Annotated in this window: 7 protein-coding genes; 1 reads left to right on the forward strand and 6 read right to left on the reverse strand. The window is 56.0% G+C overall.

The features are described from left to right. Positions 1–12: 12 nt before the first annotated feature. Positions 13–15342 carry a T9SS type B sorting domain-containing protein gene (locus tag DCC81_RS17645; RefSeq protein WP_108687902.1) on the reverse strand — a complete coding sequence of 5110 codons (15330 nt, stop codon included), beginning with the start codon at positions 15340–15342 and terminating at the stop codon, positions 13–15. Between the two features lie 1034 nt (positions 15343–16376). Here DCC81_RS17645 and DCC81_RS17655 point away from each other — a divergent pair. Next, positions 16377–16727 carry a hypothetical protein gene (locus DCC81_RS17655; RefSeq protein ID WP_108687904.1) on the forward strand — a complete coding sequence of 117 codons (351 nt, stop codon included), beginning with the start codon at positions 16377–16379 and terminating at the stop codon, positions 16725–16727. A gap of 181 nt (positions 16728–16908) precedes the next feature. On the opposite strand, the gene DCC81_RS17660 is transcribed toward DCC81_RS17655, so the two are convergent. From DCC81_RS17660 to DCC81_RS17680, 5 genes are all read right to left on the reverse strand, one after another. Then, positions 16909–18048: a vWA domain-containing protein gene (locus DCC81_RS17660; RefSeq protein WP_108687905.1), complete on the reverse strand. Its 1140-nt coding sequence runs from the start codon at positions 18046–18048 to the stop codon at positions 16909–16911. Between the two features lie 138 nt (positions 18049–18186). Then, entirely contained in the window at positions 18187–20562 is a 2376-nt protein-coding gene (locus DCC81_RS17665) for a DUF5682 family protein (protein WP_108687906.1), read from the reverse strand. A gap of 26 nt (positions 20563–20588) precedes the next feature. Next, the gene (locus DCC81_RS17670; RefSeq protein WP_108687907.1) at positions 20589–21668 is read right to left on the reverse strand and encodes an ATP-binding protein; all 1080 of its coding nucleotides are present in this window, start codon (positions 21666–21668) and stop codon (positions 20589–20591) included. A gap of 26 nt (positions 21669–21694) precedes the next feature. Then, entirely contained in the window at positions 21695–23179 is a 1485-nt protein-coding gene (locus DCC81_RS17675; RefSeq protein ID WP_108687908.1) for a DUF5691 domain-containing protein, read from the reverse strand. Beyond that, positions 23163–24479 (reverse strand): SWIM zinc finger family protein, encoded by a 1317-nt coding sequence (locus DCC81_RS17680; RefSeq protein ID WP_108687909.1) that lies wholly within the window; start codon positions 24477–24479, stop codon positions 23163–23165. Before DCC81_RS17680 ends, DCC81_RS17675 begins: the two co-directional genes overlap by 17 nt. Positions 24480–24537: the final 58 nt, after the last annotated feature.

The raw sequence follows: 24537 nt of genomic DNA on the forward strand, positions 1-24537 counted from the left end.
AATCTGTTATGGTTAGCGCATCAGCTGCAACCAGCCTTTGAATTGTTGCTTGCCGTCCGGGCCATTCGCATCCACCTGGTAGAAGTAAGTGCCTTCATTGAGGCTGCTGCCATCCCAGGTGTTGTGATAGTCGGTGGATTGGTATACCACGTTGCCCCAACGGTTCCATACCACCAGTTTCACATTGGTATAGCGTTCCAGGCCGAGGATCACGAACCGGTCGTTCACGCCATCGCCGTTCGGGGTAAAGACGTTAGGGATCGCCAGGTCGTCGGCCACGCTGCTGGCTGTTACGGTGCTGCTGTTGTTCGTATCGTCCGGGTCTTCATCACGGCCTTTCACCGTGGCGGTGTTGCTGATAGCGCCACCGCTTTGCAGTTTGCCGGAGATGGTAAGTTGTACGCTGCTGCCGCCGGCCAGGGTATCGAGTGTCCAGGTTACGGTCCGGGTCATGGCGTCAAAGCTGGCCTGGCCGCTATCTGCCTGGAGGAGTACCTGTGCATCGCCAATGTTGGATTGCAGCACGTCTTCCATGAGCACATTACCGGTGGGTTTGGCGCTCTTATTCATGACCGTGATCCGGAAAGTGAGCAGCTTACCGGTTTTGATATCGCCAGGCGCGGTGGTGATCACTTTCTTAATGTCCAGGTCTATCTGGCGCGGCTTCACGGCAATGGCCACGGTGGCCGTGTTAGAGCTGTTGCCGGACTTGTCTTCTATGGTATAGGTGAAGCTGTCGTTGCCCGTGTAACCCGGTACCGGTGTGTAGGTGACCGTGTTGTCTGTATTGATCACGACGGTACCATGCAACGGCTGGTCTTTGATGACCACAAAGTGGCCATTGGGGCCATAGGTGTCATTTGCCGTGAGGTCTGCACTTACACTGTCAGGGTTTTCGGTGGTCAGCTGGTCATCAATGGCCAGGAGCCTTACCGGTGTGGGTGTTACCGTACTGCTGTTGTTGGCCTGGTCACGGTCTGCTTCCGCACCACTGATGGTTGCGGTGTTGGCAAAGTTGGTAGTGCCGGTGGCTTGTGCTACGATCACGGTCATGGTCATCGTTTCACTGTGGCCATTGCCCAGGCTACCCAGGGCCCAGATGCCGGTGGCCGGGTCAAAGGTGCCGCGGGTGGCGGTGTAGTGCTGGAAGGCGTAGCCGCTCTTCAGCACATCCGTCACTTGTACGTTGGTAGCGTCGCTGGGGCCGTTGTTCTTCGCCGTGATGGTAAAGGTCATGGTGCTGCCCATCATCGGGAAATCATTATCGCCTGTCTTGGTCACTTCCAGGTCCGTTACCGGGTAAGGCATAGTAGCCACCGTACTGGTATTATTGGCCAGCACCTTGTCTGTTTCTGTAGCGCTTACGGTAGCGGTGTTGCTGTAGCTGCCGCTTGCGTTTACGGTGGCCGTGATGCCCAGTGTTTGGGTGCTGCCATTGGCCAGGGTGGCTATGTACCACACACCGGTGGTCTTGTCGTAGCCGGCATCGTCTGCGCTTACAAAGGTGTAGCCAGCGGGCAGTATATCTACCACTTTTACGCTGGTGGCATCGCTGGGGCCGTGGTTGGTCACTGCCAGTTTGAATACTACGTTGTCAGTGATGCCCGGTTTGTCCTGGTCTACTGTTTTCACGATTTCCACGTCTGCCAGCGGTTTGGGCGTGGGCGGTGTAATGGAGGCCGTGTTGTTGCTGGTCAGCGGGTCTGTTTCACCGGCGGTGATCACGGCCGTATTGGCATAGTTGCCGCCTGCATTCACGCTGGCGCTGATAGTCAGCGTTTGTACGTTACCGTTAGTCATATTGCCCAGGCTCCAAATGCCGGTGGTCTTATCATAACCGGTGCTGCCGGCGCTTACAAAGGTGTAGCCGGATTTCAGCAGGTCTGTTACGATCACGCCGGTGGCTGTGCTGGGACCTGCATTCTTTGCGGTAAGGGTAAAGGTGATCACCTCGCCTACTTCGGGATTTGTTTTGCTGATGGTTTTGGTCACGCTTACATCCGCCAGCGCATTGGGCGTAGCCGTTACGGAGGCCGTGTTGTTGGCCAGGGCTGTGTCTTTCTCTGCTGCGCTGATGCTAACCGTGTTGGTATAATTACCGCTCACATTCACCGTGGCCGTGATGGTCAGGGTAGCGGTGGCATTGTTAGCCAGGGTGCCAATGGTCCAGGTGCTGCCGTCGTAGGTACCGGTGGCGGTGTTGCTGCCGGTTACGGTATAGCCGCTGGGCACCACTTCCGTCACTTTCACGTTCGTGGCGTTGCTCGGGCCATGGTTGGCGGCGGTGATGGTGAACGTAACGCTGCTGGTCACGTTGGGCGTCTTGTTGCTGATGGCCTTCGTTACCGCAAGGTCTGCTACTGGTGTCAGTGTTACGGTGGCGGTGCTGCTGTTGTTGGCTGGGTTGCTGTCTTTTTCCGCGCCCTTGATGGTGGCCGTGTTGGCATAGTTGCCGGCGGCGTTCATGGTGGCGGTGATCGTCAGTGTTTTGTTGTCGCCGTTGTTCAGCGTGGGTATGTTCCAGGTGCCGGTGGTCTTGTCGTAACCGGCATCGCTGGCGCTTACAAAAGTGTAGCCGGTGGGCAGTATATCCGTTACCGTTACGCTGGTAGCATTGCTGGGGCCAGCATTATGGGCGGTGAGAGAGAAGTGTACGGTATGCCCCGGTTCCGCGTTAGTGCTGTCTGCTGTTTTCATGATGTCCAGGTCTGCGAGCGCCTGTACCGCGGGCGGTGTGATGGCGGCGGTGTTGTTGGTCACGTTCGCATCTTTCTCCGTGGCGGTGATGGTGGCGCTGTTGGCATAATTGCCGTTTGCATTCACCGTGGCTTTAATCAGCAGGGAAGAGGTGCTGCTGTTGGCCAGGGTGCCAATGTTCCATACACCGGTAGTGGCGTCGTACACGCCGGCGGGGGTGGCATCTACAAAGGTGTAGCCGGTTTGCAGTTTATCACTTACGATCACGCCGGTAGCATCTACGGGGCCGTTGTTGCCGGCGGTGAGGGTAAAGGTCACCACGTCACCCACCTGCGGGTTGCTGTTGCTGATGGTTTTGGTAATGGCCACATCTGCCACAGGCGTGGGCGTGGTGGCTGCGCTGGCGCTGTTATTGGCCGGCACCAGGTCCATTTCCGCGGCACTGATAGTGGCCACGTTGGTATAGTTACCGGTGGCATTCACGGTGGCTTCTACCGTGAGGGTAGCGGTGGTACCGGAGGCCAGGGTGCCAAGGTTCCATACGCCTGCGGCGAAGGTGCCGGCACCCGGTGTGGCTTTGCCCAGTGTGTAGCCGCCGGGCAGCGCGTCAGTTACGGTTACCCCGGTAGCATTGGCCGGCCCGTTGTTAGTAGCTGTGATGGTGAAGGTCACCTTGCTACCCATGTCCGGGGTGGCTTTATCCACGGTTTTGGTCAAGCGTACATCCGCCAGGGCGCGCACGGTGGGTGTTGCACTGGCCGTGTTGTTGGCTGCTACGGTGTCTGTTTGTGTACCGGTAATGCTGGCCGTGTTGGTATACACGCCACTGGTTTTTACGGTGGCGGTGATGGTCAGGACAGCATCGCTGCCGCTGGCCAGGGCGCCTATTGTCCAGGTGCCGGTGGTCTTGTCGTACCCGGCATTGCTGGCACTTACAAAGGTGTAGCCGGTGGGCAGCAGATCGGTTACGGTTACCCCGGTGGCATCGCTGGGGCCTGCATTGTGTGCGGTGAGCGTGAAGTGCAGGTTATGACCGGGATCTACCGTGGTGCTGTCCACTGTTTTGGTAATGGACAGGTCTGTGAGAGCCCGTACGGTGGGGGCAGCTACTTTAGCGGTATCGTTTGTTTTGTCGTTGTCTTTTTCAAGGCCACTTATCCAGGCTGTGTTGTCATAAGCGCCGGTGGGGTTCACCTTAGCCGTGATGGTAAGGGTGGCGCTGGCATTGGCGGCCAGGGCGCCTATTACCCAGTTGCCAGCAGCATCGTCATAGCTGGCGGCCGGATTGGCGCTTACAAAGGTGTAACCGTTCTTCAGCACATCATTCACCACTACGTTGTTGGCAGCGCTCGCGCCGTTGTTCCTGGCTGTGAGCGTGAAGGTTACGTTGCTGCCTACATCCGGCGTGGTGTTGCTGATGGTCTTAGCCAGTTGCAGGTCTGCCACGGGCACCGGCGTGGTGGCAGCGCTGGCAGTATTATCTGTAGCATCCGGGTCTTTCTCGGCGGCGCTCACCGTGGCGGTGTTGATATAGTTGCCGGTTACATTCACCTTGGCTTTCACGGTGAGGATGGCACTGGCGCCGTTTGCCAGGCTGCCGATGGTCCATACACCGCCGGTGAAGGTCCCGGTGCTGGCGGTAGCACTGGTCTGCGTATAACCGGTGGGTAGTGCGTCACTTACTTTTACATTGGTAGCGTTGCTTGGGCCATCATTCTTCGCGGTGATGGTAAAGGTTACCGAGGTGTTCACATCCGGTGTGGCGTTGTCTACCGTCTTGGTTACGCGCACGCTGGCTACCGGGTGGGCGGTGACGGTCACGCTGGCGCTGTTGTCCGTGCTTACGGTATCCAGTTCCGTACCGGCGATGGTGGCCGTGTTGGTGTAATTACCACCCGCATTTACCCTGGTGCTGATCTGTAGTTGGGCGGTGGCACCGCTGGCCAGGGTGGCAATGGTCCATTTGCCGGTGGTGTTATTGTAGCCCGCATCGCTGGCACTCATAAAGGTGTAGCCGGTGGGCAGCAGGTCAGTTACCGTTACATTGGTAGCCTTGCTGGGCCCATTGTTCTTAGCGGTGAGGGTAAATAATACCAGGTCATTCACATCAGCGTCTGTCCTGTCGGCCGTTTTGGTGATGGACAGGTTAGTGAGCTGTGTTACTACCGGGGTGGTTATGCTGGCGGTGTTATCACTGTTATCCTTATCAGCCTGGGTAACGCTGGTGGTAGCGGTGTTGCTGTATACGCCGTCCGGGTTTACAATGGCACTGATGGTCATGCTGGTAGCCTGCCCGCTGGTGAGGGCGCCAATGGTCCACTTGCCGGTGGCCGCATTATAAGTGCCGGTAGCAGGCGTAGCGCTTACCAGGGTATAGCCGCTTTGGAGTATATCCGTTACCGTTACACCGGTTGCATTGCTTGGGCCTTCATTCTTCGCGCTGAGGGTAAAGGTTACCGGGGCGCCGGGGTAAAGTGGGCTGGGCGCGGTGATGGATTTTGTTAAATGAAGGTTGCTCACGGCACGCGGAGTAATGGTCACCAGGGTGCTGGTGTTATTTGCCAGGGCAATATCAGTTTCTGCCGCGTCTATGTTTGCACTGTTCACGTACAGGGCAGCGGCCTGGTTGGGCACCACGCGCACCGCAAAGGTGGCACTGGCATCTGCGCCTGCATTCATCGTGCCCGGCAGCCATGCAATGGTGCGGGACGGGCCATCGTAGGTCATGCCGGTGGGCAATGGCGGTACGATGCTGAAGCCGTTGCTGACCTGGTCTGCTACTACCACGCCGTGGGCTGTGGCCGGGCCATCGTTGTGGGCATGCAGGATAAAGTGGATGGTATCGCCTTCATCGGGCGTTAGCTGGTCCGCAGTTTTCACGATGGACACATCGATGATCTGTTTCACTACCGGCGTTACAGAATCCGCATTGTTCGTGGGCGTAAGGTCTGTTTCATTACCGGTAATGGCGGCTCTGTTCTTGTAAGCGGCTGCGGCGGCATCTGCCTTGGCGGTAGCCTGCAGCTTCAGCTCCTGTACGCCCCCGTTCAGCAGGTTGCCAATGTTCCACACGCCGGTGGCCTCATTGTAGTTGCTGAGCGATTTGCTTATAAATGTGTAACCGGCGGGGAGTAGATCCGTTACTGTTACACCGGTAGCGTCGCTGGGGCCATTGTTTGTGGCGGTCAGCGTAAAGGTGAGCTGATGGGTGGCCCATATGCTGGCGCTATCCACTGTTTTTTTGATCTGCAGGTCTGTGATGGGGTGTACCGTGGGCGTGGTGCTGGATGCACTGTTATTGCCTGGTACGCGGTCTGGTATCGTGGCGGAGGTGATGCTGGCGGTATTGCTATAATCACCGCTGGCATTCACTTTAGCGTCGATAATGAGGGTGGTGGTGGCGCCGCTGGCCAGGCTGCCAATGGCCCACTTACCGGTGGTGGCGTTGTACGCTGCTGCTGGTGTGGCTTGTATAAAGGTGTAGCCGCTTTGCAGTACTTCGTTCACCACGGCGTCTGTTACATTCACCGGCCCGCCATTTTTCGCGGTGATGGTGAAGTGTACTATGTCACCTGCATTGGGTGCAGTGGTGTTAATGGCTTTGGTGATGGACAGGTCTGCAATGGGCACTGGAACCGGTGTTACACTGGCAGTGTTGTCTGAGAGTACCGTATCTTTTTCACTGCTGCTGATGGTGGCCGTGTTCGTGTAGCTGCCGGTGGTATTCACTTTTGCAGCCACGGTAAGGGTGGCGGCCTGGTTCACACTCATATTGCCAATGGTCCATACGCCGGCGCTGTAGGTGCCTGTAGTGGTGTTGCTGCTTACCAGGGTGTAGCCTGCGGGCAGTGCATCTGTCACTTTCACGTTGGTAGCTTTACCAGGGCCGCTGTTCTTGGCGGTGAGGGTAAAGGTGACGGTGCTGCCTACATCCGGTGTGTTATTGTCTGCCACCTTGGTGATGGAGAGCTGGGCCACGGGTACGGGAATTACCTTGGCGTTGGCCGTGTCATTGGTCTTGTTATTATCCTGCACATTGCCTTTAATGGAGGCAATGTTGTTATAACTGGTGGCATCCGGTGCCACGGTAGCCACGATCTGCATTTGCTTGCTTTCGCCACTCAGCAGGTTATTGATCGTCCACTGGCCGGCGTTGTAACTGCCTGTGGGGATGGAGCTGATGTAGGTGAAGCCATCCGGCAGCGGGTCTTTCACCACTACGCCGGTAGCGGCGCTGGGACCATTGTTGGTAGCCGTCAGTGTAAACACAACGGTGTGGTTCACCTGTTCGGTAGTGTTATCCACGGTTTTAGTGAGGCCCAGGTCTGCCACCTGCGTTACTGTGGGTGCCGTGATAGCGGCGGTGTTATCGCTATTGCCGCTATCGTGCTGGTCTGCGCTGATGGTAGCGGTATTGCCGTACACTGCGTCTGGCAGCACCTTGGCCGTGATGGTCATGGTTTGGGTGGCGCCGGCCGCCAGTGAGGCAATGGTCCATTTATTGGCGGCGTAAGTGGCCGGTGTGGCGCTGACAAGCTGGTAGCCACTTTGCAGCACATCTGTTACCACTACATTGGTTGCCTTGCCGGGACCTGCGTTTTCCGCGGTGATGGTAAAGGTTACATTATCACCCGGGTGTAGCGGGCTGGGAGCGGTGATGGTCTTGGTCACGCGTACATTGGCCGCCGGCACGGGTGTTACCGTCACCGGGCTGCTGGTATTGTTGGTCAGATCAATGTCTGCTATGCCGGCATTCACGGAGGCGGTGTTCACGTAATCACTGGCCGGCTGATCCGGCACTACACGCACGGCAAATGACTGGCTGTTGTTCGCACCACTGGCCAGCGTGCCCACTGTCCACAGGAGGGCATGTGATGTATTGTTATACGTAACACCAGCGGGGAGGGGCAGTACGGGTGTAAAGCCCGCCAGCAGTGTGTCTGCCACTATGGTGCCGGTAGCATTGTTCGGCCCCGCGTTGTGAATGGCCAGGGTAAAGTGGATGGTATCACCTTCATACGGTGTGGCGTTGTCCACTGTTTTGCTCACGGAAAGGTCTGCTACGGGCACCATGATGGGCTGTGCAGCAGCCATATTGTTAGCCATGGTGGTGTCGGTATTGGCACTGCTGATGGTCACCTGGTTCAGGAAGGCGGTGCCGGTGGGCAGTACGGTAGCGGTGATCTTCAGGGAGTCTGATTTGCCTGCATCCAGGTTGCCTAGTGTCCAGAAGCTGTTGTTCACCGTGCCGGCGCTGGCGTTGCGGCTTACCAGGGTATAGCCGGCGGGCAGTTGTTCTGCAATGATCACACCTGCAGCGTTGCTTGGGCCATTGTTAGTGGCAGTGATGGTAAAGGTTACATTATGACCTGCATACACCGTTGTGCTGTCTACTGTTTTGGTAATAGCCAGGTCAGAGAGTGGTGTTACCACCGGTGTGGTGATGCTGGCGTTATTGTTTGTGCTTAGGGTGTCTTTTGTACTGCTGGTGATGGTAGCGGTATTGGCGTAGTCAGCCTGGTCCGGCAGTACCTTGGCAGTAATGGTCAGTGTCCTGGTATCGCCTTTCGCCATGTTGCCAATGATCCATGCGCCGGTAGCATTGTTATAGGTGCCGCCGGTGGCGCTGATGAATTGGTACCCTGCGTGCAGCAGGTCCGTCACGCTTGCATTGGCCGCATTGCTCGGGCCCGCATTGGTCGCCGTGAGTGTGAAGGTCACGGTACTGCCGGGGTAGAGCGGGCTGGGAGCGCTGACGGTCTTGGCCAGTTGCAGGTCTGCCACTGCTACCGGTGTTACGGTTACAGCGCTGCTGGTATTGCTGCCAGTCAGGGTGTCCGTTTCCGCGGCGGTGATGCTGGCCTGGTTGATATAATCAGCCGGTTGCTGGTCCGGCACTACTTTCACGGCAAACGTGGCCGTGGTGCTGGCGCCTGCATTCACAGTGCCTACCGGCCAGGTGATGGTATTGGTCGTTGCGTCGTAAGTGAGCGGCGTGCTTACCGCACCGTTGGGTACAAAGCCTTTGGGCATCACATCCGTAACCACTACGCTGTGGGCTATACTGGGGCCATTGTTGGCGGCCTTCAGTGTAAAGTGGATCACGTCGCCTTCATTAGGTCCTGCATTGTCCACTGTTTTATCAATGGCCACATCTACCACCTGCTGTACGTTCACTGTGGCAGTGTCTTTATTATTTGTTGGGCCCAGGTCGGTTTCCAGCGCGGTAACGCTGGCCGTGTTCTGGTAGTTAGTAGCATCTGCTTTCACATTCACGGTGAGCAGCAGGGTAGCGGTATCGCCGCTGGCCAGGGTGCCAATATTCCAGTTGCTGGTGGCCGGCTCATAGGCACCGTGGGTAGCAGTGCTGCTGGAGTAGGTGAAGCCGTTGGGCAATACATCTTTGGCTACCACGGTGCTGGCGGTACTAAGGCCATGGTTAATGGCGCGCAGCTTAAACGTAAGCTGGTGGCTGGCCCACACGTTGATGCTATCCACGGTTTTGAGCAGTTCCATATCTGCCGCAGGCGTTACGGTCGGCGTTACAATGGACACATTGTCATTGGCCGGGTTATGGTCTACCTGCAATGCGTCTATCGATGCGCTGTTGCCATAAGCGCCGGTGGCGTTTACCGTGGTGGTAATGGTCAGTGTGTCACGCTGGCCATTATCCAGGGCAAAGCCGGTCCAGGTGCCGGCCGTGTTGTCATAAGTACCATTGCCGGTGCTGCTGATGTATTTGTAACCGCTTTGCAGTGCGTCTGTTACTACAATGCTGGTAGCCCTGCTGGGGCCATCATTTTGTGCGATCAACAGGAAGCGCACGGTATCGCCCGGGTAGAGCGGGCTGGGTGCTATGATCTTTTTATCAATACTGAGATCTGCTACCGGTGTAGGCACCACCACGATGGTGGCAGAACTGTCGTTCACCGGGTTAATATCCATTTCATCAGCGTGGATGAAGGCCTGGTTCTCATAGGCGTCCGCCGGCTGGTCTGCTACCACGGAAACGCCGTAGTTTACAAAAAGGCTGGTACCCGTGGCCATGGTGCCCACATTCCAGGTGAGCACGCGGTTGGTGCTGTTGTAGTTTACACCTGCCGGGAGCGGCGTTATCACTTCAAAGCCGCTGCGCAGGGTGTCACTGACCACTACGTTGTGGGCAATGCTGGGTCCACTGTTGGCCGCTGTGAGTTTAAAGTGCACAGTGCCGCCGGCATCCGGCGCCGGGTCATCGCCAAACTTGGACACACTGAGGTCCACCGTCTGGATGATGTTAGGGGTTACAGTGGCGGTGTCATTGGCCATCACCGGGTCGTATTCCGCACCGGCAATGGTGGCTTTATTGGTATAGTTGGTGGCATCCGGCAATACGGTGGCCTGGATGTGCATCGTGATGGTCTGGGTGGGATCCGGGTTCAGGAAATTTACATTCCACTCGTTCGTCAGCGCATCATACACCATGGGCGATTGGTCTGTGCCAATAAAGGCATAGCCATCCGGCAGCACCTCTTTCACGATCACTCCACTGGCCATGCTGGGACCATTATTGGAAGCCGTGATAGTGAAGGTTACCACATCACCCGGATGAGCATTTACGCTGTCACACACCTTGCTTACAAAGATGTCTGCCACTGCGCGCACCGTCGGTGTTGCAATGGAGGACGTAACAGGCCCGTTATTCTTCTGGTCTGCATGCACAGTGGCACTGTTATCATAGGTGCCGGTGGGGTTCACCGTGGCATCAATATCCAGGGTAGCGGTGGCACCATTGGCCAGGTTGCCCACGGTCCAGTTACCACTGGCGGCGTCATAAGCGCCGGTGCTGGCCAAGGAGTTTATGTAGGTGTACCCATCTTGCAATACATCGTTTACGCTTACGTTGCTGGCATCGTCCGGGCCATCATTCCGGAGCGCAATGTGGAAGGTCACGGGGTCGTTCACATCCGGTTTGTCATTGCTGATGGTCTTCTGGATGCTGATGTTGGCCACCTGTGTAGGTACAACGGAAACGGTTACAGTGGCAGGTCCGAGGTGGGTATCTTTTTCAGCACCGGTGATGGAGGCGGTATTGTCGTAGGTGCCGGTGGATTTCACCGTACCGGTAATGTTCAGTGTCTGGGAAGTGCCGCTGGCCAGGGTGCCGATGGTCCACAGGCCGGTAGCTACATCGTAAGTGCCCACGCTGGGTGTAGCGCTTACAAAGGTGTAGCCGCTGGGCCATGCGTCTGTTACCACCACGTTGGTAGCGGTGCTGGGGCCATCGTTATAAGCGGTAATGGTGAAGGTTACGTTGCTGCCTACATCCGGCGTGCTGCTGCCCACCGTTTTATTCACGTAGATGGTGGTAAGCGGTACCATGGCAATGGTGGCTGAATCTGTATTATTTGCCAGGGCGGTGTCCAGTTGTGAGGCATCGCCACTGATCACGGCGATATTCTTAAAGCTGGTACCAGCGGCGTTCATCCTGGCCGTGATGTCCAGCGTCTGGCTGGTGCTTGCCGGCATGAGGCCGATGGACCACAGGCCCGTGGTTTTATTGTAAGCAGCGCTGCTGGAACTTACAAAGGTGTAGCCATCCGGCAGCAGGTCCTGCACTGATACATTGCTGGCGGTATTGGGGCCATGGTTTGTGGCCACCAGGTGAAAATGCACGGTGGCGCCGGCATCTGCGCTGGCCACGTCCGCGGTCTTTTTGATCTCCAGGTCTGTAAGCGCCGTAACGGTGGGTGCTACGATCTGGTCTATGTTATCTGCGTTGTTCGTTTCAGTTTCTGCAGAAAAGATGTTAGCCTGGTTCTGGTAATCGCCATCGGGCAGCAGGGTGGCCACGATGGTGAGGGTTTCACTCTGGCCGGGCACCAGGTCGCCGGGCGTCCACACGTTGGTCGTGTGGTCATATACGGTGCTGTTGCTGGTGGTATATGTTACAAATTTATAGCCGCTTCTCAACTGGTCTATCACCTGCACCTGGGTGCCGGTGCTGGGCCCCGCGTTGCTGGCCACGATGGTGAATTTCACCGTATCGCCCACGTAGAGCGGGCTGGGGGCGGCGATGGTCTTGGTTACGTTGAGATCCACTTGTCTTTGCGGTGTTACAGACACGGCGCCTTCATTGTTGCCTGGCTGCAGGTCGTCTTCATTGCTGGATGCATACGCCGTGTTCTGGTATACGGCGGCCTGTGAGGGGTTGATCTGCGCTTCAAAGGATGCCGCGGTGTCTGCATTCAGGGCCAGGTTGCCCACATTCCAGGTAAGGATATGCGTGGCGGTGTTGTAACTCATGCCGGTGGGCAGGGGATCTACCACGATAAAGGCCGTGCTCAGGGTATCCAGTACTACTGCGCCGGTAGCGTTGCTGGGGCCATTGTTCCGCAGGTTAAAGGTGAAGTTTACATTGGTGCCGGCTACCGGGGTAGACTTGTCCACGGTTTTAGTCAGCACCAGGTCAGCGATCCCTTTTATGTCCGGTGCGGCGCTGGCGGTGTTGTTACCTGTATTTTGGTCGTACTGACCGGGGTCCCCGGTTACGGTTACTGTATTCGTGTAGTCAATACCGTTAGTGCCGGCTACATTGGCTTTCACCAATATGGCCATGTCCAGGGTGGCGCCGGAGGCCAGGTTGCCAATGTTCCAAACGCCGGAGGCGGGATCATAGCCAGGCTGGTCTGCGCTGATAAAAGTATAACCAGTGGGTAGCAGGTCTGTTACTACCACGTTGGTGGCATCGTTCGGCCCTGCGTTGCCTACCTTGATGTGGAACTTCATCGTACTGTTCACATACAGCGTGGTGCTGTCTTTCGTTTTCTGGACGTAGAGGTCTGTGAGCTGGCGGATGGTGGGCGTTACACGCGCGGTATCATCTGTTGTATTATTGTCCTTTACGTCTGACTTTATTACAGCAGTGTTGGTATAAACACCGGTGGGCTCTACCGAAGCAATGACTGTGAGCACGGTGCTGGCATTGGCCGCCAGGCTGCCAATGTTCCAGTCGCCGGTCAGTACATTGTAGTTGGTACCGGCGGGTGCGCTGGCAGATACGAAGGTGTATCCGTTGGGCAGCAGGTCTTTTACATGCACATTGGTAGCGGCATTGGGGCCACTGTTCTTTGCCGTGATGGTAAAGGTGATGTTACTGCCTACGTCCCTGGTGGCGGCATCAGCGGTTTTGGTCACGCTCAGGTTGGCCACGGGCACGGGTACCGGTGTTACGGCGGCGCTATTGTCTGCAGCGGTGCTGTCTTGCTCCGCAGCGCTGATGGTGGCAGTGTTCTGGTAGATGCCAGTGGTAAGTACATGGCCTTTCAGTACCAGGGTCTGGCTGGTGCCGGCGGGCATGTTGCCAATGCTCCAGGCGCCGCCGGCCGTGGTGTAGGCGGCAGAGGGCGTGGCGCTCACAAAGGTATAGCCACTGGGCCATGCATCCGTCACCTTCACGTTGGTAGCATCGCTGGGGCCCAGGTTCGTAGCGGTGATGGTAAAGGTTACATCACTGCCCACATCCGGGGTGCTGTTGTCTGCCGTTTTGGTCACGCTGATGCTGGATACCGGGGTAACGGTGATGGTTACACTGGTGCTATTGTTATTGCTTACCGCATCATACTGGTCTGCACTGGTGATCGTGGAGGTGTTCTTATAGATGCTGCCGCTGAGCGGGCTCACTTTTACGGTGAGGGTCATGGAAGCATCTGCACCTGCGGCAATGTTGCCTGCGGTCCAAATGCCGGTGGCGGGATCGTAGCCGGCGCCGGCGGTGCTGCTCACAAAGGTGAAGCCACTGGGCAGCAGGTCTGTTACTTTCACGCCGGTGGCCTTACTGGGGCCATTGTTGTGCACATTCACGGTAAAGGTGATGGTGCTGCCTGCATCAGCGGCATTGCCGGTGGCGCTGGTAGCCTGGGTAATGGCCAGGTCGCTGGACTGTGTTACCGTGGGAGCAGGATTGAGCGTATATACGTTGTCGTTAGTATTGTTCTCCTGTTCAGTGCCTTTGATATAAGCGGTATTACCATAGCCGGCATCCGGGAGCAGCGTGGTCTGGATGGTCAGGGTCTGGGTGGTATTGGCCGGCAGGCTGCCGATGTTCCAAAGGCCGGAAATGATGTCGTAGGCACCGGTGGTGGCGTTGGCATTTACAAAAGCGTAGCCGCTCTGCAGGGTGTCGCCCACGATCACATTTGTGGCATCACTGGGGCCGTTGTTCTTGGCAATGATGGTAAAGGTCACCGCATCGCCGGGATGCAGGGGAGATGCGGCAGCAAATGACTTGCTCACCTGCAGGTCTATGGCGGGAACGGGTGTCAAGGTAATGAAGCCACTGCTGTTGTTGGCCGGGTTGGAATCTGTTTCCACCGGCGTTGCGGTAGCGCTGTTGCTGTAATTGTCAGCCGTTAAGTTAGGCACTACACTTACAATGATGGAAGTAGTGATTGTTTGCCCGGCGTTGAGTGCAAAGGTGCGGGTCACAATGCGGTCAGAAGGATCATAAGCGGTGCCCGCGGGGCCGGAGATATAATTGAAGCCCGCTGCCAGTGTATCTCTCAGCGTTACGCTGCTGGAGTTGGCGGAGCCGGCATTGGTTACATTGATATCAAATTGTACGTTGGTGCCGGCAAAAGGGGCAGTGCTGTATGCACTGTTCAGTGTCTTGGAGGTCTGGATATCCACTGCCGTGGTTACCGTGGGTGTTATGGAAGCTGCGTCATTGGCGGGCACTATGTCGCCGGTGGTAGTGGCGGTGGCGGTGTTCGTATAAGTACCGCTGGCATTCACGCTGGCTTGCAGCGCCAGGGTGGCGCTGTTTGCGGCCGGGAATATACCGATGGTCCATATGCCTGTACCGCTGTTGTACGCGCCGGTGCCGGGCGTGGCGCTTATAAAAGTGTAGCCGGAGGGCAGCAGGTCTGATATGTTGGTGCTCACCGCGTCGCCACCGGTGTTTGTTGCGGTGATGGTGAAGGTGATCACGTCTCCCACGATCACCGTGCTTTTGCTGGCGGTCATGGTTACGTTTACGTCCGGGCGGCTCACTACCAGGGGCGTGGGGCTGTTATCGTCCGTAGCATCATTGTTATTGTTGGGGTCAGGATCCGCACCATTGGTGGAAGCGTCTGAAATTCCTGTATTATCAGGGGTGGTAGCGCTTGCGGTAGCACTGTTGTTAAACGTGCTGTAGGTATTATTCAGCTGGACATTGAGCGTTAGTTTTACAGAGTCACTCGCTCCCAGGCCCAGACTACTGGGGCCGGGGTAGAGCAGGGCGGTGCCGCCTGTCTGCCCGGTGTAACTGGCCCTGGGAACGGTTTTCAGCAGGTTGCCGCCCGTGATGTTGGTCACGGTGTAAGACGCGGGGGACAGGAACACAGTAGAAAGATCGTCATCGATCTGCACATTGCTGAGTGCCTGGTCTCCATAGTTCTTCACCACAAAAGTGTAGGTGACATTGTAACTGCCATCTGCCTGGATGGTGGGACCTGCGCTCACGCGTTTGGCAATACCAATGGCGGGAGCGGCTGCTGCCGCCGCGCCGGTGGTGCCGGCCATCTGATGAAACGGGCCATGGATGGCCTGTGCATGGGAGGTAAGCGCGGTTATGAGCACTACAAGTGCCATCACCAGGGATCTTATAGAAGGGTAAGTCTTCATCTGATTTCAATAGGTATGGGAATCCACTATTCGGTTACTTTCACTACAATGGTAATGTTGCCTGTTGTGCCAGAACACGCGCTGGTGTTGCTGCCCGCATTTACAGTACAGTTTTGCGTTTGCAGGGCAGGGCCGGGAATCAGCGCAGGCGCTAACCGGATGCCACGGGATAAAACGTTCATCGCCAGTATTGTATGGTAAAGCATGATAGCGGTCGTTTCCGGGGAAATGGCCGCTGGATAATAAGGTACAGGCAGCCTTTCAAGGGAAGTGGCCGCAGGCGCGGGCTTCCGGGGAAAAGCCGGTAATATGGCATTGGGCAGCACAACCGGGAGCGCTGGTCTTCATAGGTGTGCATTTGCAATGCAGGATATGATGCAATGCAGACGCAATGGTTTTTGGTGTAGCATAAACGCAGGACGAATGAAATGCGGTGCCAGGCGCATATTCATAGGCATCGGTTCAGGGCCTGCTATGGTTAACAGTACACCCTTTCACAGATATGGTATTAAGCATGCTCCGGATTAAAAAAACATGCAGGCAGCATGCGGTGATTCGGTATTCTTCACAAGGTGATCCGGTATTCCTCACAAATATATATAAAACTTTATATAACAAAATATTGCAAGTTATTAATAATGTGCATAGTACACTGGGTGATAAGATTTTATGAAATAAAAAATAACTGTGTTAGGCGTTGAAAATGTTTAAATGATGGTATTTTAGCTGCTTTTAAGTATGGATGTGTTTGCATAGCCATTATATCATCATTTACTGTGAACTAAATGGGGATAAAAAAACGTATATGATGGGGTGATACCGTGGCGGGTTTTTGCGGGGGCGCGATGTGTTAATTTATGTTGAAACCCGGGATGATTAGTCATCCTCATTTTGAGATCTGTGTATTGTTTATTAAACTTGTGCTTTGAAAAATTGCTATTGTTTCCTGCCTTATGTTGTGCATGTGCCTGAAACCCCGGAAACGACTGTATACCTTTTGTAAACACCATTCTCTTTAATAACACTTTTACTGTATGAAGATCAAAAAAGAAACCCATGAAACACTGGACAGTATTGCGGCTTTGTTACAACCACATTATTCCGGTGCCGCGGTGACCAAGCCTTTCCTTTCCGGCAAGATCCTGACCGTGCCGTATGAAAACATCAAGTTCATTATGCGCGACAAAAAGGACCATCTTTTTGTGGATATTATGCCCGGTGCCGGCCAGCGCACGGTGGCGGTGCTCTTTGGCGCGATTGGGCTGCTGATTTCCAAAGCCATCTTCAAAGCCCGTAACAAGGAGAAGATCCAGAATTTCCTCCAGGATGCGGAAATGATCATCAACAAGGGTGGTATTGAAAGCATTGGCACCCAACTGGTGTAGTATAACGGGTAAGATTATACGTACATGCAAAGGAGCTGTCTTCCAACTTTGAGACAGCTCCTTTTTATTTGGGTACCTGGAGAAACTTTTCGTTTAAACAATTCCCAGGGCTTTATTTTATTTATGCGGCTTCGCCTTTGCAATTTTTGGCTGCTTTTCAAATACAGCGCCTTTTCAGCACTTATTTTTTGAGCGCAATATCTTCCCGGGCCGCCCATTGCGAAATGTCCTGCTTACTGAGGGCAGCGGCCATCAGGTCAGGAAATTTGTCCGGTGTGCAGGCAAATACCGGTACGCCCAGCGTGGCAAAGAACTGGGCGTTGCCATGATCGTAATGCGGGGCACCATCGTCACTAAGGGCCAGCAGCACTACCAGTTGTACGCCGGCGGTTACCAGTTCCAGGGCGCGTTGCCGCATCTTATCGGCATTGCCTCCTTCAAAGAGGTCGGTGATCAGTACCATCACGGTGTCTGCCGGCCGGGTAATGACCTGCTGGCAATAGCTGAGGGCCAGTTGTATATCCGTACCACCACCCAGCTGTACTCCAAAGAGCAGTTCCACGGGGTCGGTGAGTTGTTCTGTAAGATCTGCTACCGCGGTATCAAATACGATCATCTTTGTTTTTACGGCGGGAATGGAGGCCATTACAGCGCCAAAGATGCCGGAGTACACCACGGAGCTGCCCATGGAGCCGCTCTGGTCCACACACAGTACAATGTCCCTGAGGGCATTGCGCCGGCGCCCGTACCCGATGCGGATTTCCGGGATAATGGTCTTATACTCCGGCTGGTAGTGCTGCAGGTTTTTAAGAATGGTAGCATGCCAGTTGATCTCATTGTGGCGGGGGCGGCGGTTGCGCACACTCCGGTGCAGGCTACCCGTGATGGCCTGCTGGGTGGGGTTGATAAGCTTTTGCAACAGTGCATCCACTACCTTGCGCACCACCTGGCGGGCGGTATCTTTTGTTTTATCGGGGATCACGCGGCTCAGGCTCATGAGGGTGGCTACCAGGTTCACATCGGGCTCCACGTTTTCCAGCATCTCCTTTTCAAACAGCATCTGCGTAAGGTTAAGGCGCTTCAATGCATCCTGCTGCATTACCTGCACTACAGATGAGGGGAAGAAGTTGCGGATGTCGCCCAGCCAGCGGCTCACATTGGGCGATGAAGGGCCCAGGCCACCGCGGCGGTCTGTATCGTAGAGGGCTTCCAGGGTTTTGTCCATTTGCAGTTGCCTGCCATCCAGTGATATGCCGGTGGTGTCTTCTGCGTGGTTGCCCAGTATCATGCGCCACTTGCGCAGTTCTTGTTCGTTGCTCATAGGAACATCCATTTCCAGGTTTCAATTTCCAACATCAGGGAAGTTTCAGGATTCAATTTCCAGGTCCCGGGAAGTGCTAAGATCAAATCCAATTTCCAAAATATGGGGATGAAAGTGATTGTGCGCTGCGCGCAATGGTTACGCCGTGGGGTTTTGAAGCCCCAGTAATTGCATCACCACCGGTATGCCCTGTATGCCACGCGCTATGTCAAATGCAGCATCCGCGGTAGCCGCGGGTAAAGGCGCATCACTATTGGTATGTTTTGCTTTTTCTCCCAGTTTGCGTCTTTCTGCAGGTGTAAAATGGGAGAAGGTGCGGCGAAGCAAGGGCAGCACTTCTTCAAACGTATGCTGTGGCAGCTGGCTCACCCACTGATACACTACGTGCCACAACTGCGGGTCCAGCAAGAGGAAGGTGCCGCTGCCTTTCAGGAAGCCTTCCAGCCAGGCCGCAGCACTGGCAGGCGTTTGCGCGGCAGACATGCCAAAATAAAAAAGCTGCAACAGGTCATCGCCCTGCAGTACCTGGTGGTCTGCCAGGAGGCGGGTAGCATAACCTTTCACCATGGGCGTGGCGTTTTCCTGGCGGGCGATAGTGTTCAGTGTTTGCTGCCAGGGCGCTGTGGTGGAAGATTGTTGCAGCAGGCGGATGGCATCGTCCAGGCGGTGGAACTGTGCGGTGAGGGCTTGCGCGGCTTCCTCGTCCAGGGCGCTGCTGGCCGCAGGTAAGCTGATGCACACGCGGGTGATCATGCTGTCTGTGATGCCGGACACCATGTCTGCGTCTGTCTTGCGCACGTTCCCGTAGCGCGCCACGTTTACCAGGCCGGGTATCACTTCCATTAGTTGCAATACGTCGCCGGTGGCGGCGGCCAGGTTGTTGATGCTGGTAATGAGGGCCTGCACCGCCTCCGGCAGTTCCGCGTGCATGGCCTCGCCCAGGAGGGTGCAAACAAGTGGCAAGCTGCTGGCTTCCTTTGCCTGGTGTTGCAGGTACTTACCGGCGGCTTCCGCCACGGTATTGCCCCAGGTGCCTTTTTCGATGATGGTGATGGAAAATTCCGGTTCCCACTGCAGGCGCCACATTTCCTTGAAGGTGCCTTTGCCACTCACTTCCTGCTGCGCACCCCAGCGGATGTCCAGCAACCGTAAGCGGTGCAGGAAAATGCTGCGTTCCAGGTCATTTTCCTTGCGCAGGTCCAGCGTATAATCCTTGAAATCTGCCGTGGCCGGGAGGCGCAGGCGTTTCTGTGTTTTCTCAATATCACTTTGCAAAGGCGGCTTGGGAATATCCGCCGGCACTTCACCAATAGTGTTGCCCACGATGAGGGCCTCGCGGATCAACTCCAGGAGAATGGTATCTCCATTGCACAACACAGCCAGGGTGGCTTCATTCAACTCTTCCAGGCCCACTTTGCTGAATCCCCGCAAAGCGGCCAGGGAGCCCGCCAGGCGCACGGCTTCTATCACGTGGGCTACGGAGGTGTCCATTTGTTTTTCGCGCAGCAGCGAAGCTACGCGGGCCATCCAGCGGGTGCCATCGTCCTGCGGGTGCTGCCACAGGTGATGGTACCATCCCGGTGAATTAATACCGGCTCCATAACCACTGTCAAAACTCAGGCGGCTATATGTCCACGGTATCCACGTGCAATCTGCTTTTACTTTGGGCAGCCCTTTGAGCAGGTCGTTGTCTTCCTTTTGCCTGGGCATGGTCTGCAAAGCGGGTGCATGCCAGGCCCCGCAGATCACGGCAATGCTGGTAAACATTTCGCGTTCCGCCTGGCGGATGGTCTTGCGCATCCAGGCCTCGCGGAGGCGCTCCATGTAAGGATCTTTTTTGGGATAGGCTTCGCGCAGCGCGGCCATGGCTTCTGTCACGGCTTCAAACACCTGCTCATTGTTCTGCCGGTATTCAAACATATGCTCCCACCACTTTTCCCCGTCATGAAAGCCCGCGGCCAGGGCCAGGTGGGCCACCGGGTCGTGGGTGAAGGAGGGGAGCCGGGCGCCTGTATCTTCACTGGCAGCATTGTTCAGCGCCGGGTTGATGTCACCTGCTTCATTGCGTATATCCGGTGCCCGGTTGATGTCACCTGCTTCATTGCGTGTATCCGTTTCCGTTATACTGCCTGTTGGGGGTGCCGTTGTTTCCGTTGCTTTTGCTTCCGCCAGGCGTTTTTCCTTCCATTGCTGCTCCAGTGCAAACACGTGCTGCATGGGCAGGTCCATAAAGCGCACGGGGATCTTTTTTTCCTGCGCGTAGCGGATGGCCTGCCATTCGGGAGAAAATGCTGCAAAGGGATAGAACACGCTGTTGTCCAGCTGTTCCGGCTGAAAGCAAAGGATGGCCACCGGCGGTTTCAGCCCCGGGTTACCCACCCATTGCAGGATGTTATCCGCATCCGGCGGGCCCTCCACCAGCACAATGTCTGGCTGGAGTTCCTCCAGGAAGTTGCGCACATTGCGCGCGGAGCCAGGGCCATGGTGGCGTATACCTAAAACATGAATTGCCATGTTGATTGTGTCGTTGTGATGATGTGCTATGCCAGGTCACGGCAGGCGCGGTAAATATCTTTCCAGTCTTCCCGTGATTTGATCACCGTTTCCACGTACTCCTGCCACACCAGTTTGTCCTGCACCGGGTCTTTTACCACGGCGCCTACAATGCCTGCTGCCAGGTCGGCGGCGGTGAGACGGCCATCTCCAAAATAGGCGGCCATGGACAGGCCGTTGTTCATCACGGAAATGGCTTCGGCGGTGCTCAATGTTCCGGAAGGTACTTTTAGCTTGGTCTTGCCATCCGCGGTAACGCCGTTGCGCAGCTCACGGAACATGGTTACAATGCGGCGTATCTCCTGCAGTGCCGGCGGTTCCGCGGGCAGTTGCATCACCTTTTCAAAGCTTTCCACGCGGCGTTTTACAATGTCTATTTCTTCTTCCATGCTATCCGGTACGGGAAGTATCACCGTATTGAAACGGCGTTTCAGCGCACTGGAAAGCTCGTTCACGCCTTTGTCGCGGTTGTTGGCGGTAGCGATCACGTTGAACCCGCGCACGGCCTGCACTTCTTTGTTCAATTCCGGGATGGGTAGTGTTTTTTCAGACAGAATGGTGATGAGGGTGTCCTGCACATCGGCGCCAATGCGCGTCAGTTCTTCAATGCGGGCAATCTTGCCATCCTGCATGGCGCGCATCACGGGCGTGGCTACCAGGGCCTTTTCAGACGGGCCTTCTGCCAGCAGGCGGGCATAGTTCCAGCCATAGCGGATGGCCTCTTCGCTGGTGCCGGCGGTGCCCTGCACGATCATCGTAGAGTCGCCGCTAATGGCGGCCGCCAGGTGCTCACTCACCCAGCTCTTGGCCGTACCGGGAAGGCCATACAGCAACAAGGCACGGTCTGTGGTGAGCGTGGCCACAGCAATCTCCATGAGGCGGCGGTTGCCAATGTATTTGGGCGATACTTCAAACCCGTTTTTCAGCCTGCCGCCCATCAGGTAGGTCACTACCGCTTGTGGCGTAAGCAGCCAGTTCTGTGGTTTGGCGCCGCCATCCTGCTTTTTCAGTTCTTCAATTTCCTGGGCGTAGAGTTGCTCTGCGTGCCCCCGTAAGATATCTGACATATGATCAATTTGCGTGGTTGTATGATTTATCCGTTGAAAGCCTTGATGGTATTGGCTTTGATGGTAATGAGCTTTTGAATGTACTGTGCAGTGTTTGTCCAGAGGTGCATGGTGTAGCTGTCCTGCGGGCCTAGTTTGTCCAGTTCTGTGGCAATGCTTTCGGGGATGCGGCGGATGTGCAGCTGGTAGAAATGCTTGCTGTACTGGTAGGGCTGTTTGGCGGTGAAGCTGAAGATGGCGCGGGCCAGGTCCAGCGGCCATTTGCGGGCGTAGTTGCTTACGATGCGCAGGGTGGCTTCCGGATGTGCTTCAAACGCGGTGACGGCATATTTATCCTGGAGGGCTTCCGGCAGGAAGGCCAGCGTTTCAGTGTAAAAGGTAGCGGCATGCGTGGCCAGTGCTTCTATCCAGCGTTGGTCTTTGAAACGCAGTGCGGCCACGGCCAGTGCTTTTACAAACTTCTTTTGTTTTTTATCTGCTTCCAGCCAGCCGATGATGTCCGCTGCATCTGCTTCAAACGCATCTTCCCAATATACAGGGGGCACGGCTTCCATGAGCTGGTACACGATATATTCATCATCGGTAAATTCTTTTTGATTGCTCAGCTTCTGGATGCCATGTTTGTAGATACCGGGGTCTGTATCCGGCGGTAGTGCAATGTTGATCGTTTTCCTGCCACCTATGCCCAGCACCGTGCGGCCCTTGTGCAGGGTTACGGCCTGTTGCAGCACATTCCAGTATTGCAGCACCAGCGGCGATCCCGGGATGAGCCCCAGGAGGCGAAGGGCTTCTTCTTTTACTTTCTGGCTTTTGTCATTTACCACTGTTTCCAGCCAGGGCAGGTCTTTTTTGCTGAGGCCTGTTTCCATCACGGCCAGCAAAGCAGCACGGGTAGCGGCGTTTTCCTGGTTCCAGGTTTCCTGCAGCAACTCGCGCCCCTGGGCAGCGTTGGTGGTACGTTGTTCTCTGAGCACCTCCAGGCGCTGGTCCAGGTTACCGGTTTGCCAGCGGGTGGCGGCGTCCAGGGGCTGGGCAAAGTTCCAGCCGGCATGGAGGCCAGCCAGCCAGTGGCCCCGCTCTCCGCAGCATTGGATGGCCAGGTGCCGCACTTCCTTGTACTGCACGGCGGCCTGTAAAAGTTCCGGTACGTATTCCGGCCACACCAGCTGTTGCTTTGCAGCGCACTGGATAAGCCAGTAGTGCAGCAGGGGCTGACTTTCCTCTGCCAGTACATCATGCAGTACGCTCATGGCAAAGGCGCCGCAGTAGGGTAGTGTTTCCGGGGGGGCGATGGTTATTTCACCGTCGTCACCGGCAAGGGGCATCAGCCCGTTCTGGCGGTAGGCGGACGTGATGCTGGCTATTTGCAGCAGGAGGTCTGCGGGTGCCGGTTGCGTGGCTTCCACCGCATCCCAGGCGGGTTGCAATTCGGGTGGCAACTCCTGGCGCGACGGCTGCTTTTTGGCGGTGCCCAGCAGGGCATTGTTCACCAGGTTATTCCACGTTTGCATATAAAAGTTTGTAGTCGTTATTACTCCAGGTACCCAGCAGGCGGTAGGTATTGCCCTTGCCGATCACCGCGGTTTGCAAAGGCATGCCACCACTGAGGCTGAGCCATTTCCAGAGACCGGTGAAAGGCGCTGCCAGTTGCATGCACTGGCCTTCTTCGTCCTGCAGGAACCATTGGTCTGCCTGCCTTACAGCGCGCAGTCCCTGCACAATAAAGGGATATTGTGTGGCAAATGGCTGGCGGCTTTGCATGGCGGCCTGCGTTTGCAATACCGCCAGCCAGTTGGGCAGGCCGTGAATGGTGCCGCGGTCTTTGCTGCCGTACTGCATTTTCACCATGGCGCGTTGTGGTGTGGCAGAAGGGTAGTACACCAGTTCCGCATCCAGGAGCATGCCGGGGAGGGCACTGAAAGTGGGTTGCTGGTTGCGTACAAAGAATTGCAACACCAGTGCATAGCGCTGGCTTTGCAGGCCGTAGAGCCAGTTCCGTTCTACGGTTAACTGGTCTTCCTTGGCGGTTTCCCTGGCCAGTACAAACCATTGGTCCCGCAGGCCGGGCAAGGCTTTAAGGGCATCCTGGCTTTGCGGGTAGCCGATCAGGGTGCGGATATCCTGTTGCAGGTTTTCCGGCAGGGTGTCTATATGCTGATAGCCTTTTGCCACCATGTAAATGCGGGCCAGCTGGTCCAGCGCTTCGGAGGGCCAGCCGTCGCGGTAAAAATTAATGTCGGACAATTCCTTCAGCAGGCCGGCCAGCCCGGGGGCTTGTGCATCTATCATGCGCCGGCCCATGTTGTCAATAAAGGCGGGGCCTTTTTCCGGTAGCTGTACCATGCCATTGTGCAGCAGGTCACGGGTCCAGCGCAGTAATTCCTCTATCCCGTCTGTAACCTTCTGGTGGCGCGCATCCTGGCGTTTTTGCCGGGTGGCTTCGTCAACGGGTTTACTGGCTTTTTCCGTTTTCTTTTCCTGGCGGTCGTTGCGTTTTTGCAGCCAATCCGTTACCCATCCGGGGGTGGCGGTGTCTGTAAATATAGCTTGCTGGCGGGCATAGAGCAGGAGGAGGCCTAGGCCGTGTTTGCAGGGAAACTTGCGGCTGGGGCATGAGCATTTGGTAGCAAAGTCGGACAGGTCTACCTGGGTTTGATAAGGTTTGCTGCCACTGCCCTGGCACAGGCCCCAGAGGGCAGTATTGCCGGCACCTTTGGCCACCCATTTGGCGGGACTGGCCAGGGAGAGGCCTGCTTTTTTTGCGGCATCGTCCGGGGCCATGGCCATGATTTGTTCTTCCGTAAGATTCAAAGCGGGTTGACTTTTTTTCGGGGGGTAAGTTAAGGAAAGTGGGGGCTTTTTAAAACTA

The sequence above is a fragment of the Chitinophaga parva genome (assembly GCF_003071345.1).
GTDB classification, from domain to species: domain Bacteria; phylum Bacteroidota; class Bacteroidia; order Chitinophagales; family Chitinophagaceae; genus Chitinophaga; species Chitinophaga parva.